Origin of the sequence: Nonomuraea sp. B19D2 (assembly GCF_040137845.1) — a bacterium.
Lineage (GTDB): Bacteria > Actinomycetota > Actinomycetes > Streptosporangiales > Streptosporangiaceae > Nonomuraea.
Map to the genome: position 1 here is coordinate 1 of NZ_JBEFAK010000097.1, position 13,416 is coordinate 13,416.

A 13,416-nucleotide genomic window follows, 5' to 3' on the forward strand; every position below is an offset into this window, starting at 1 on the left:
CGCCGCCAAGAACGTCTGCGACGAGGGCCGCGGGGGGGGCCCCCGCGGCCGGGCTTACTCCTCGGGGCTTGCTCCTGCGGGCTTACTCCTCCGGGTGGAGGACGCGGCGCAGGAAGGTACGGGTGCGTTCCTGCTGCGGGTCGCCGATGACCTGCGCAGGCTCGCCGTCCTCGACGATCACCCCGCCGTCCATGAACACCACCCGGTCGGCCACCTCACGGGCGAAGCCCATCTCGTGGGTGACCACGAGCATGGTCATCCCCTCCTCCGCCAGCTTCCGCATGACGGTGAGCACGTCCCCCACCAGCTCGGGGTCGAGCGCCGAGGTGGGCTCGTCGAACAGCATCAGGTCCGGATTCATGGCCAGCGCCCTGGCGATCGCCACCCGCTGCTGCTGACCGCCCGACAGCTGCGCCGGGTAGGCGTCGCACTTGGCGCCGACGCCCACCTTGTCCAGGTTCTCCCTGGCGACGACCTCGGCTTCCTTCTTGCTCCGCTTCAGCACCCGCTGCTGGGCGACCATCACGTTCTGCAGCGCTGTCATGTGCGGGAACAGGTTGAACTGCTGGAAGACCATGCCGATGCGGCGGCGTACGGCGTCGATGTCCACATCGGGGTCGGTGAGCTCGACGCCCTCCACGAACACCTTGCCCTTGGTGGGCATCTCCAGCAGGTTCACGCAGCGCAGCAGCGTGGACTTGCCGGACCCCGACGGGCCGATGACGCAGACCACCTGGCCCTGACCGATGGTGAAGTCGATGCCCTTGAGCACCTCGTTGGCGCCGAAGTACTTGTGCAGGTCCTTGATCTCGACGGCGTGCGTCATCGCGCCCTCCCCGCTCGTGCCTCCAGCCGCCGCACGAGGTAGCCCAGCGGGATCGTGACAATGAGGTACGTCACGCCGGCGACCATGATGGGCGTGGCGTTGGACTGCTCGGAGGACAGGTCGTTGCCGAACTTGGCCAGCTCGACGTACTCGCCAGAGACCCCCAGGAAGAGGATCAGCGACGAGTCCTTGAGCAACGCGATGAACTGGTTGGTGGTCGGCGGGATCACGATGCGGACCGCCTGGGGGATCACCACGGTGAACAGCGCCCTGCCCGCGGACATGCCGAGCGACCTGGCCGCCTCGGTCTGCCCCTTGGGCACGGCCAGCAGACCGGCACGGAAGACCTCCGCCTGGTAGGCCGAGCCGACCAGGGTGAGTCCCAGAATGCCCTCACCGTACTTGCCCCCGGGCACCTCGAATCCGGGCAGCGCGATGGGGAGGAAGAGGATCAGCAGGAAGATCAGCAGCGCGGGAAGCCCGCGGAAGATCTCGATGTAGACGCCGGCGATCCAGCGGTAGGGGCGGACCTGCGACAGCCGCATGAGCGCGAGAACGAGGCCGAACACGAAGGAGAAGACGAACCCGCCCACCGAGTAGATGATCGTGTTCTTCAGCGCGATCGTGAACAGCTCGGGCAGGGCCTTTTGCGCGATGTCCGGCCTGGCGAAGTTCTCGGCCAGGCTCGACCAGTCCGCGTACAGGACGAGCCCGACGACGGCGATGATCAGAACCGCGTACTGGACGCCGCGGATGATGCGTTGTCTCTTCCGAGGGCTGAGCCTGGCGCGCGCAGGCTCAGCCGTCTTCGGCTGGTCAGCCATGGATCAGCCCAGCTCGCCAGGCTTCTTGCCGAACCACTTCACGTAGATCTTCTCGTAGGTGCCGTCCTGCTTGGCCTTGGCGATCTCTTCGTTGGTCGTCTTGAGCAGCACCGGGTCGGCGCCCTTCTTCATGCCGAAGCCGTACTGCTCGCCGGTGTCCAGGCTGCCGATCAGCTCGAACTTCGCCGCGATCTCCGGCTTCTTCAGCCAGGTGAGCACCACGGGGAGGTCCTGGACGATCACGTCGGCCTGCCCGGCCTGCAGGGCCAGCAGTTCCTTGGCCGAGTCGGCGTACTCGGTCGGGTCGAAGCCCTGCTTCTTGACGTAGTCGAGGCCCGTGGTGCTGGCCTGGGCGCCCAGCTTGAGGCTCTTGGCCTTGACGTCGGCCAGCGACTTCGCCCCGGTGCCCTTCTTGGCGAGCAGCGCCTGGGTGGCGTCGAAGTACGGTTCGGAGAAGTCGATGTTCGCCTTGCGCTCGGGGGTGATCGTCATGCCGGCGGCGGCCAGGTCGCACTTCTTCGCCGCCATGGCGGCGCCGCTCTTGATCACCGCGAAGTCGATGTCCACGATCTCCTGGGTCACGCCCAGCTTCTTCGCGACAAGGTCGACCATGTCCACGTCGAACCCGACGATCTTGCCGCTGGCGTCCTTGAACTGGAACGGCTCGTACGGGATGTTCGTGCAGACCGTGAGCTTGCCGGGCTGCACCAGCTGGACACCGCCCGCCGCGGAGGCGCTCGCGCTGGTCGTGCTGCCGGAGCCCGAGCCGCCGCCGCACGCGGACAGCGTGAGAGCAGCGATCAAGGCGAGCGCGCCGGCGGCGTAGCCACGGCGGCCCTTGGGACTGAGGGCCATGTACGGCCTCCTCGAAGTGAAATGCCACGAAACTTGCTTTTTGTGCAGTTTAAATGGGGTTTAGCAGCGGTCCGTCATCAAGGATTTAACGATGCGTCAACGGAACGGCGTCGGCGCCGACACCGAGACCATCTCACCATGTGGCACGATAGTGAGACGGGTGACCCCCGTACCCCTCTGAGATGATCGACGAGGAGGGGATCCTGGCAGCTACCGAAGCCAGCCCGCTCGCGCTCGTCCGCCGAAGGTTTCTTCCGCTCCCGATGACTACAGGGGTCGCTGTGGCTGTCACGCCCGCTTCTGCTTCCGTTGCCAAACTCGATCTCGATCCGGCCTTCGCGCTGCACCGCGGTGGCAAGCTCGAGGTCCGCTCGACCGTTCCCGTCCGCGACGCGGACGACCTCTCGCTCGCCTACACGCCCGGCGTCGCCAGGGTCTGCACCGCCATCGCCGACACACCCTCGCTGGTCAACGACTACACGTGGGTCTCCAACGTGGTCGCCGTCGTCTCCGACGGCACCGCCGTGCTCGGCCTGGGCGACATAGGCCCCGCGGCCGCCATGCCGGTCATGGAGGGCAAGGCGCTGCTGTTCAAGCAGTTCGCGAACGTCGACGCCGTCCCGATCTGTCTCGCCTGCACCGACGTCGACGAGCTCGTCGAGACCGTCGCGCGCCTCGCGCCGTCGTTCGGCGGCATCAACCTGGAGGACATCAGCGCCCCGCGCTGCTTCGAGATCGAGGACCGCCTGCGTGAGCGGCTCGACATCCCCGTCTTCCACGACGACCAGCACGGCACCGCGATCGTTTCGCTGGCCGCGCTCCAGAACGCCGCCCGCCTCACCGGGCGCTCGCTGGGCGACCTGCGCGCCGTCGTGGCCGGAGCGGGCGCGGCCGGCGTCGCGGTCACCCGCATCCTCCTGGAGGCGGGCATCGGCGACATCGCGGTCTCCGACTCCAAGGGCATGATCTATCAGGGCAGGGAGGGGCTCAACCCCGTCAAGGAGGCCCTCGCCCGCGACACCAACCGCGCGGGCCACACCGGCTCGACGGAGGACGCGCTGGCCGGCGCGGACGTGTTCCTCGGGCTGTCCGGTTCCACCGTGTCAGAGCAGGCCATCGCCTCCATGGCGCCAGACGCCGTCGTCTTCGCCCTCTCCAACCCCACGCCCGAGGTCCATCCCGACGTTGCCGCCAGGCACGCCGGGGTCGTGGCCACCGGGCGCTCCGACTTCCCCAACCAGATCAACAACGTGCTCGCGTTCCCCGGCGTGTTCAGGGGCGCCCTGGACGTGCGCGCGTCCTCCATCACCGAGAACATGAAGGTGGCCGCGGCCGACGCGCTGGCGGGCGTCGTCGGCGACGACCTCTCGCCGACCTACATCATCCCGAGCCCGTTCGACGAGCGCGTGGCGCCCGCCGTGACGGCCGCGGTCGCGGCCCAGGCCAGAGCCGACGGCGTCGCCCGCCTCTGACCTCCTCTTACGAGGGCCTCCCGATTACATGACCCAGCCATGGGTAGGGGGAGGCCCTTGTTTGTTGTCGACTTGGACTGTCCTTTGAGAAACACCCTTAAACCTTTACCCAAGGTGATATAACAATAGCTCTCTGTAAGGATGTGGGCGCCCACTCCTGCAACGAGGAGAGTGATGGAACGCGAGCCGAACCGACTGCTGCAACAGCTCATCTCGGAGGCGAAGTTCTCCCACAAGGGTCTGGCCAGGTGCCTCAACGATTGGGGAGCAGCGCGTGGCACACCGGGTCTCAAGTACGACCACAGCTCGGTGCTGCGCTGGATCGGCGGTCAGCGGCCACGCGATCCCGTGCCGGGCCTGCTCACCGAGATATTCGCGATGCGGCTGGGCCGACCGGTTACCTCGGAAGACCTGGGCATGCCCGCCATTCTCACGCCCCTCGATCTCGGACAAGAGTTCACGCACACGTGGCAGGAGGGGGTCGCGACCGTGACGGCGCTTTGGCGGGCCGACGTGGAGAGACGGAGGTTTCTCATCGACTCGACGTTCGCGATAGGAGCAGGCTCCGTGGGAGCCATCCGCTGGTTGACGTCCCCAACCGGGGGACACCTGAGCGGCACGGGCGCGCGGCGGGTGGGCCGCGCCGACATCGCCGCCATCCATGAGGTCACCCGATCGTTCGGCGAGCTGGACAACCGCTTCGGCAGCGGCCGCGTCCGCTCGTCCGTGGTCAAATACCTCGACACCGCCGTCTCACCGCTACTCAAAGACGGCCTGTACGGCGAGGCCACCGGCAGGCAACTGGCCGCCGCGGCCGCCGAGCTGACCCGCCTGGCCGGCTGGATGGCCTACGACATGGAGCAGCACGGCCTCGCCCAGCGCTACCTCATCCAGGCGCTCCGCCTGGCCAGGGGCGCCGACGACCACACCCTGGGCGGCGAGATCCTGGCCGGCATGGCACACCAGGCCATCTACATGGGCCAGCCCGCCCACGCCCTCGACCTGGCCAGGGCCGCTCAGCTGGCCGCCCGCCGCGCCGGCGTGCACACGCTGCTGGCCTCCGCCCACGTCCTGGAGGCCCACGCCCACGCGGGCCTTGGCGACAGCCGCTCCTGCGGCGCCTCCCTGCACGAGGCGGAGTCCGCCTTCGACACCCGCAAGCCCGCCGACGAGCCCGCGTGGCTGAGCTACTTCGACGAGGCCTACCTGTCCGCCAAGTTCGCCCACTGCTTCCGCGACCTGGGGGACGGGGAGCGGGCCGTGCGGCAGGCGCGGCGGTCGCTCGACATGGACTCCCGGTACGTCCGCGGGCGGATGTTCAACCTGTCGCTGCTGGCCGCGGGGCTGTTGCAGTGCGGGGAGCTGGAGGAGGCGTGCTCCGCCGCGGCCAGTGCCTTCGCGCTGGCGGGGGATCTGCAGTCGGCTCGGACGCGGTCGTACGCGGCGGATCTGCGGCGGCGGCTGGAGCCGTACAAGAACGAGCGCGCGGTGCTGGCGTTGCGGGAGCGGTCGCGCGAGCTCGCGGCGGTGTAGAAAGTTTGGGCCTCGGCCTGGAAACACGGAACGAGCCTGCTGACCAGTGGCGGAAGCCTCGTCAGCAGGCTCGAGGTGCTGCGTGTGCAGTGACTACTTGAGCAGCTCGCCGTTGGGGCCGACGATCCCCTTGGTCTCCGCGTACTGGGCCTTCGCGTAGACGTCGGCCACCTCACCGTCGAAGAGGGCCGAGCTGATGAAGTCGATCCGGCCGTTGCGGTCGTTGTCGTGGAACATGCTCGTCACGCCGTTGACGTAGCCGGTGCGCTTGGCGTTGTCGTACTTCATGAGCCACGGGCCGCCGTCGGCGCCCGGGGTCATGGAGCACTTGAGCAGCTGGTGCGTCTCCACCTTGAACGTGTTGATCTGGTAGCTCTTGGTGGCGGTCTTGCCGGCGCACCACTTCGGCGTCACACCGGAGAACGGCCGGTCGCCGTCGGGGTGCGGGGCGGCGGGGTAGCCGAACGCCGTCACCTGCTGGCCCAGCGGCTGGTTCCAGGCCACACCCTGGCCGCCGACCACGTCACCGAGGCGGCCCATGTCCTTGGCGATGCCGATCATGTAGTGGGCCTCGTAGAACTTGCGGGAGGTGCCGGGCTTCACCCACTTCTGAGTGAAGTAGTGGGTGATGGTGTAGTTGCCGAGCGCGTCGGTGCCCTTGCTGCCGGGCCCCTTGTAGGCGGCCTGCTCAGCCTGGGTGACCTGCTCCACGACCGGCTCGCCGAACTTGAAGCCCTGGCCCTTGCCGGTCTTGGCCGCGTCGTACGCGTCCTTGCCGACCTCCACCTTCTCCAGGACGGCGCCGACGAAGTCGGGACCCACGAGGTCGGACGGCTTGTCCTCGCCCTCCGACCAGCAGTCGCCGAGGGTGAGCTGGCACTTGAGGAACTCTGTGAGGCCGATCTCGCGCGGCTTGATCCACTTGTCACCGGCCCACGCCTTGAACTGGCTGTGCGAGACCTCCTTCGCGCCCGCGAGCGAGAAGCCGTTGTGCACCGCCACGAAGGCGAAGTCGCCGTCGTAGTCGTCGTAGGTGTCCAGGTCGTACGCCGTGAAGGCGTAAGCGCCGACGTAGACGCCGAAGGAAGCCTTGCCCTCGAAGTAGCCCGGCACGAAGATCCACTTGTCGTAGACGTCGTCCTTGCCGTTCGCGAAGACGCAGTGGCCGGCAGTGGCGACCAGGTTGCGGTTCCTGGCCTGGACGGACGTCGCCGAGCACCAGCGGTAGCGGCCTGCCTTGTCCAGGAAGAAGACCTTGCCGATGGTCTTGGGCAGGTTGACGTTCTTGGACTGGGCGGGCTTGGTGGGGGTGGTCGGGCCGGCCATGCCGGGCTTCCCGTCAGTGGCGCCGTTGCTCCCGGACGACACGATCTTGGGCACGACCTTGGTGTCCAGGCGGTACTCGGTGGCCTTGCGCAGGGCCGCGCCATTGGAGTCCAGCCAGAAGAAGGCGGCGCCGTACGCGTCGGCAGGCTTGGGCTGGAGATTGTCACTGGCCCAGCTCGGGGCGGCGGTGGCGGGGACGGCGAGGGCGGCGGCGCTCAGGCAGGCGGTTGCTAGGGGGATGAGCAGGCGCTTCACGGGAGGCTCCACGGTTGTCAAAAAGGGTGTAAAGACCCTATCGACCCTTCAGTCACTCTGGTAAGGGAAATTGCCAGATTTCTCAGCAAAAAGGCCGACAAAAGGCCGAAGGGCCCGGCAGGATGCCGAGCCCTTCGGTATTGCTACTGAACGACGAACAAGTCTTCGTTCCGATCCGCAGCGAACTACGGGATGAGCTTGCCGCTCCAGGCCTTCGCAGCAGCCTGGTAGACGACGTTGGTCTCACCGTCGAAGTAAGCCGAGGTGATCGTGTCGTAGCGCTTGTTGCCGTCGACGTCCGCGATGAGGCTGGTCACACCGTTGACGTAGCCGAGACGCTTGGCGTTGCTGTACTTGTACAGCCACGGGCCACCGTCGAAGCCGGCGGTCACGGTGCACTTCATCGACAGCTGCTCCTCGACCTTCTTCGAGGGGATGAGCAGAGCCTTCTTGGCGGTCGGGCCGTAGCACCACTTCGGCGTCACACCGGTGAACGGCTTGTTGCCGTCCAGGTGCGGGCCGTAGGGGTAGCCGAAGGCACGGATGGCCTTACCGGCCGGCTGGTTCCACGCGAAGCCCTGGCCACCAACGATGTCGCCGAGGCGGCCAACGCTCTTGACCTTGTGGGAAACCACGTAGTAGTCGTAACGGTAGTACTTGGTGGCAGTGCCGGGCACGTACCACTTCTGGGTGTAGAAGTGGGTGATCGTGTAGTTCCCGTACTGGTCCGCCTTCGCGGACTTGGTGCCGGGGCCACTGTACGACTTCCACGTGGCCTCGTCGACGTTCTCGACGATCGGGTCGCCGAAGACGAAGCCCTGCCCGCGGCCGGTGCCGAGCTTCTTGGCGTCGTTGTACGCGGCCTCGGTGACCTCGACCTTGTCAACGACGGCGCCGGCGTTGTCCGGACCGACGACCTTCGAGCCCTCGCCGAGCTCGACGTCGTAGTACACCGCGTCCGGGGTGTTCAGGTGCTTCTTGTACTCGTCCTCGGACACCTCGGTCTTCTTGATGTCCGTGGCCTCGCCCTTGGCGGCAGCGGCCTTGTACTCGTTGTACGTGACCTTGTCGTGGGCGTTGAGCACGCCACCGATGCCGTCGTAGACGGTAACGAAGGCGTAGTCGCGGTCGAAGTCCTCGTAGATGTCGAAGTCGTAGTGGGTGAAGGCCTGCTTACCCACGTAGACGCCGAACGGGGCCTTCTTCTGGTAGTAGCCGGGGACGAAGACCCAGCGGGACACGACCTCGTCGTTGCCGCCGATGTCGTACACGCAGTGAGCAGCCGTGGCGACCAGGTTGCGGTACTGCGACTGGATCGACGTACCGGAGCACCAGTACAGCTTGCCGTCGCGGCCCTCGAAGAAGACCTTACCGATGGTCTTCGGCAGGTTCACGTTCTGGACCTTGGCGGCGACCTTCTTCTCCTCGCCGATGGGGGCGGTGCTACCCGGCTTGGTGTCCGAGGTATAGCCGCCACCGGAGGAGATCTTCGAAACCTCGAGGGCGTCGGGGTTGAACGCCACAGCCTTCGACATCGCCTGGTTGTTGGAGGCCGTCCAGAAGCTCAGGACGTCCGCGGCCTTGTCCTGGGCAGCCAGGACGTCGGCGGAGACGGTGTCGTCAGCCTGGGCGGTGCTGGCCAGACCAGCAGCCAGCAGACCGGTAGCCAGAATGGCGCCACCGGCCGGGAGGAGGATGCGCTTCACGGTAACTCCTTGCGCTGTCGTGGAACGCCTCTTGCGTCCCATGCGTCAGTAAAGGGATAGCCAGGAACATACAGTGTCGATCTTGCTAACCGGTAGCCGCTTTGGCGGGAAAAGATGCGACAAGCCGGGCGTGATCGTTCTGTGATGTTTAAGCGGCTGATGTCCGTGAGGCGAGGGAAGCTGGTCTTACGCCCGTTTGCCCTGATCAACATAAGGAAGTTGTCAGTGTGTCTCGCGGGGGTCCTGCGCCCTTGTGATCTTGCTTCCGTTCATCATGTGATGCAGATCACATTGGATTGATGGCACCGTCTGGGCGTGCCATGCGTCCAAGGCGCCATCACTTTCGCCGGGAACGCCGAAGGGCCCGGCAGGATGCCGGGCCCTTCGGTCGCAACGGTTATACGAACGGTCTACGACCGGTCGCTATCCGTCACTTTCAGACAATCTTGCCGGACCACGAAACCGCGGCAGCCCGGTAGACGGTGTTGGTCTCGCCGTCGAAGTACGGCGACGAGATGTAGTCCACGCGGCCGTTGCCGTCCTGGTCGTTGAAGGTGCTGGTGACACCGTTCACGTAGCCGAGACGCTTGGCGTTGCTGTACTTGTACAGCCACGGACCACCGTCGGCGCCCTCGGTGAAGGCGCACTTGAGGGCCACGTGCTCCTCGATCTTCTTGGCAGCAGAACCGACCAGCTTGCTCGAGGTCTTGCCGTAGCACCACTTCGGAGTGACGCCGGTGTAGTTCTTGTTGCCGTCGGGGTGAGCAGCCGCCGGGTAACCGAACACGCGGACGTACTTGCCGGTGGGCTGGTTCCAGGCGAAGCCCTGGCCGCCGACGGCGTCGCCGAGGCGACCGGCGTCCTTGGCGAAGCCCTCGATCACGTAGTAGTCGACACGGTAGTACTTGGTGCTCGTGCCGGGGACGTACCACTGCTGCACGTAGTAGTGCGTGATGTAGTAGTTCCCGAACTTGTCAGGGCCGTCGCCCTTCTCCCCGAGACCCTTGTAGGCGTCCCAGGTGGCCTTGTCCACGTTCTCGACGATCGGGTCGCCGTAGATGAAGCCCTGGCCGCGGCCGGTGCCCTTGGCCTTGGCCTCCTCGTAGTCGGCCTTGGAGACTTCCTTCTTGTCGACGACCGCACCGGGGTAGTCCGGACCAACGATCTTGGGGTCCGTGCCCGGCTTGGTGTCGTAGTACGGGTACTTGTTCGGGTCCTTGATGGCCGACTCGTACTCGTCCTTGCTGACCTCGGACGTCTTGACGTCGGTGGCCAGGCCCTTGGCCTGAGCGGCCTTGTACTCGTTGAGGGTGACCTTCTTGGCCGTCCCGCCATCGAGCTTGACGCCGTTGTACACGGTCACGAACGCGTAGTCGCGGTCGTAGTCCTCGTACACGTCGAAGTCGTAGTGGGTGAAGGCCTGCTTACCCACGTAGACGCCCCAAGGAGCCCTGCCCTGGTAGTAACCGGGGACGAAGACCCACTTGGACATGACGTCCGAGTTGGTCGCCGTGTCGTACACGCAGTGAGCGGCCGTGGCGACCAGGTTGCGGTACTGGGACTGGATCGAAGTGGCGGAGCACCACTTCTTCTCGCCCTTGCTGTTGACGAAGAACACCTTGCCGATGGTCTTCGGCATGTTGACGTTCTGGACCTTGACGGCCGTCTTCTTCTCCTGGCCGATCGGAGCCGTCGAGCCGGGCTTGGTGTCCGCGGTGTAGCCGCCCTTGCTCTGCAGCTTGGCGACGTCGCCCTTCGCCCAGACGTTGGACTCCTTGGCGGCCCGGAGGGCAGCGCCGTTGTTGTCAGCCCAGAACTCAGCAATGGCCTTGGCGTTCGCCGCACTCGCCGCCATCGGGTCGCTGGCAACGTCGCTGTCGGCCTGGGCGCTGCCGGCCAGGCCGGCAGCCAGAAGGCCGGTAGCCACGATGGCGCCACCGGCGGGGATGAGGATGCGCTTCAAGGGAACTGCTCCTTGCTCTGTCGTGGGTCGCAACTTGCGTCCCATGCGTCAGTAAAGGGATAGCAAGGAACATAGCGTGGTGATCTCCGCAGGTGGAACCCGGTTTGGGCGATCCGGTAGTCGGCCTTACCGGCGTTACCGCGCTGTTATCTGTCAGTGATCTTCGCGCGGAGTGATTGGATAGTCACGTTTTCGCAGGATATAGAGGGGTTGTGGCTGATGGGACTAGAGTGCCGTTAGCGGCCCGTCACGAACTGTAGTCGGCAAAACGTGACTCAGATCACAGGAACCGGATTGGAACCTGATCCGTCTAAGTTGCTCGATCGCTCACAGGTGATCTTCAGATTGGAGCCTGGAGTACCCTCCGCGACGCCACTCGGGGCCAGAAGTCGCGGGGTCGCGGCCTACCTATAGAGGCCTAGAGGCGCCTATATATAGGTCGCCCTCGAATTGGTGCCGTCCTCGCCGGGAGGGAGGGGTCGGCGAGGACGGCCGCCAGTTGGCAGGCGGGTCGAGGAGGGGCGACCCGCGGCCGTTCTTATTGGAACTGGGCGCCCGAGGCGCCTCAGTGGGCGACACCTTCTGCGGCTTCGTGCCACCGGCCATAAGGGGAGTGGCTGTCTGGCTGAAGCGGCAGTTCGTTGAAACCTTGCCTGTGTCCAGATCGGGATGATCTAGAGGTCTCTCTGTCTGACTATCGCCGTCAGGTGTGCGCGGAGGCTGACCAGCACCGGATCGCCGGTGGCCCGCTTGTGTCGCGGGTGCTGCGCTACCTCCGGAGCTGCGTCCTGACATGTCGTGGCGTCCTGGCCGGCCCGGGCGACATTCTTCTGGGCCGTTTCGACCGCTGCCAGCAGCTGCCGCCAGGTGCCATCGGCTGTCCAGTGCCGGTGGTGCCGGTAGACGGTCACCCAGCAACCGAACCGCTCGGGGAGATGGCGCCACCGCAACCCGGTGCGGGCCTGGTAGAGCACGCCGTTGATCATCATCCGGTGCTCATCCCACCGATCTCCGCGCTTGTCGCCTTGGGGCAGCAGGGATGCCAGTCGCTCCCACTCGGCGTTCGTCAGATCGCCTCGATGCATAAGCTCATCGTGACAAGGTAAATACGCTGCGTCAGCGAATTCAAAAAAGATCTTAGTGGAAGTTTTCTTGATCGCGATGTCCAGGCGCCCGCAATGCCGCGCTGACCAGCGCTTCCCTTGCAGGGGAGGGGTGGTTGGCCGGAGCGGTGTCGTTGAACTGGTGATCTTCGCGCTTGCTGGCCCATCTGACGAAGCGGACCTGGGCGGCGTCCAGACCAGAGAGATACAGGGAGCGATTGATGAAGCGCTACATCCTTACCGACACCCCCGGAGCGGGGAAGACGGCGATCCTGCGTTGGCTGGAGTGCGACGGCTACACCGTCGTCGATGAGGCGGCGACCGATGCCATCGCCCTCCAACAGGCCCAGGGGGAGCCCGAGCTGTGGACGAAGCCGTCCTTCCTGGAGGCGATCGTCACCTTGCAGCGTCGACGCCAGGAACAGGCCGCGGCTCTTCGCGGCGATGTGCAGATCTACGATCGATCGCCTGTCTGCACATACGCCCTGGCTACTTACCTGTGCCATCCCGTCTCTCCGGCCCTGTCCCGCGAATTGGAACGCATCCAAGTCCAGCAGATCTACGAAAAGAAGGTCTTCTTCGTCCAGAACCTCGGGTTCGTCGCGCCGACCGACGCACGGCAGATCACCTTCGAGGAGTCGCTGCGATTCGAGCAGGTCCACCAGGACGCCTACACCTCACTCGGCTATGAGTGTGTGCTGATCGCCCCGGGCGGGCTGCCGGACCGGGTAGCGGAGGTCAAGAAGCAGCTCGAGGCTGCACCATGACAACGAACTACAAAGGTGCCTGGCAGACCCTCGCGCTCCGGTTCCGCGAGCGAGGCCGGGACGACGGATCGTCTGCGGGGGCGATCACGGGCTCGGCGTCCGGGACTTGCATGGCTTCGCATGCATAGCCAGACCTGCTGCTGCTGAGGTGAGACGAGGCGCATAAGCGGACCTCGCCTGTCAGGATCAACGCCCACATGAGTTCAGCCACCTGACGGCGCCACGGACCAGCGTATGCCTCCCGCGGGGGCAGGGCTTGGACGATGCGCCGGATCCGATAGTTGCCGCCAGATGCGAGGAACTCGTAAACGACCGTGCGGCATGAACAGGTGTATTCCAGAGTTCGACTATGGGACGGCTTGTCCGCGGTCCACTCGAGGAATGACGTCCGACCACCAGTCCGGCGCGGTGGGTGAGGGGCGAGACCGGGACACGGCCACGTGTCCATCTCCACGCTGACTGGTTCCTTCGCTTCCCTGCCGTCGGCCGTGGCTTCAACGTCCGTCATCCGCCGCTCCAGGTTCCTGTCCGAGTGCCAGCAGGGCCCAGACGACCTTCCCGCCCGTCTTCAGCCACCGATAACCCCAATCTGCGGCTGTCATTTCGACCACCTGCAAGCCCCGGCCACCTACCTCCGACGCGTCAGGGTGGCCCATGCTCGGTTCACGTCCAGGGAGATGGTGTGCGGGTGATCAAGCCCTTGGACTGGTACGGGTGAGATCCATGTGACAAGAGACGGCCACTCCGTAATCCTTCGATTCGCTCACATCAACACGAAGGGGACGA

General features: G+C 65.6%; 10 protein-coding genes. 3 read left to right on the forward strand and 7 right to left on the reverse strand.

Features of this window, described 5'->3' with window-relative positions; all coding sequences use genetic code 11:
* Window positions 1-82: 82 nt before the first annotated feature.
* The 3 genes from ABN273_RS58120 to ABN273_RS58130 are packed head-to-tail and all read right to left on the reverse strand — an operon-like array spanning window position 83 to window position 2,505.
* On the reverse strand, window positions 83-826 hold the full coding sequence (locus tag ABN273_RS58120) for an amino acid ABC transporter ATP-binding protein (protein WP_349458373.1): 744 nt from the start codon (window positions 824-826) through the stop codon (window positions 83-85).
* Entirely contained in the window at window positions 823-1,650 is an 828-nt protein-coding gene (locus ABN273_RS58125; RefSeq protein WP_349458374.1) for an amino acid ABC transporter permease, read from the reverse strand. Before ABN273_RS58125 ends, ABN273_RS58120 begins: the two co-directional genes overlap by 4 nt.
* Before the next feature lie 3 nt (window positions 1,651-1,653).
* A complete protein-coding gene (locus ABN273_RS58130) occupies window positions 1,654-2,505 on the reverse strand; it encodes an ABC transporter substrate-binding protein (RefSeq protein WP_349458375.1) in 852 nt (283 codons plus the stop codon).
* Window positions 2,506-2,768: 263 nt separating this feature from the next.
* Between ABN273_RS58130 and ABN273_RS58135 the strand changes: the two genes are divergently transcribed.
* Both ABN273_RS58135 and ABN273_RS58140 read left to right on the forward strand, forming a co-directional pair.
* The gene (locus tag ABN273_RS58135; RefSeq protein WP_502911355.1) at window positions 2,769-3,977 is read left to right on the forward strand and encodes an NAD(P)-dependent malic enzyme; all 1,209 of its coding nucleotides are present in this window, start codon (window positions 2,769-2,771) and stop codon (window positions 3,975-3,977) included.
* 174 nt (window positions 3,978-4,151) lie between these two features.
* On the forward strand, window positions 4,152-5,510 hold the full coding sequence (locus tag ABN273_RS58140) for an NsdA family TPR-like regulatory protein (RefSeq protein WP_349458377.1): 1,359 nt from the start codon (window positions 4,152-4,154) through the stop codon (window positions 5,508-5,510).
* A gap of 93 nt (window positions 5,511-5,603) precedes the next feature.
* Here the strand turns inward: ABN273_RS58140 and ABN273_RS58145 are convergent, their stop codons facing one another.
* From ABN273_RS58145 to ABN273_RS58160, 4 genes are all read right to left on the reverse strand, one after another.
* Window positions 5,604-7,091 (reverse strand): trypsin-like serine peptidase, encoded by a 1,488-nt coding sequence (locus ABN273_RS58145; RefSeq protein ID WP_349458378.1) that lies wholly within the window; start codon window positions 7,089-7,091, stop codon window positions 5,604-5,606.
* Between the two features lie 185 nt (window positions 7,092-7,276).
* Window positions 7,277-8,797: a trypsin-like serine peptidase gene (locus ABN273_RS58150; protein ID WP_349458379.1), complete on the reverse strand. Its 1,521-nt coding sequence runs from the start codon at window positions 8,795-8,797 to the stop codon at window positions 7,277-7,279.
* Window positions 8,798-9,233: 436 nt separating this feature from the next.
* Window positions 9,234-10,760, reverse strand: coding sequence for a trypsin-like serine peptidase (locus tag ABN273_RS58155; protein ID WP_349458380.1), 1,527 nt, complete (start codon window positions 10,758-10,760; stop codon window positions 9,234-9,236).
* A 674-nt stretch (window positions 10,761-11,434) separates the two neighbouring features.
* Window positions 11,435-11,845 carry a transposase gene (locus ABN273_RS58160; RefSeq protein ID WP_349458382.1) on the reverse strand — a complete coding sequence of 137 codons (411 nt, stop codon included), beginning with the start codon at window positions 11,843-11,845 and terminating at the stop codon, window positions 11,435-11,437.
* A gap of 239 nt (window positions 11,846-12,084) precedes the next feature.
* On the opposite strand from ABN273_RS58160, the gene ABN273_RS58165 reads away from it, so the two are divergent.
* Window positions 12,085-12,630, forward strand: coding sequence for an ATP/GTP-binding protein (locus tag ABN273_RS58165; RefSeq protein ID WP_349458383.1), 546 nt, complete (start codon window positions 12,085-12,087; stop codon window positions 12,628-12,630).
* Window positions 12,631-13,416: the final 786 nt, after the last annotated feature.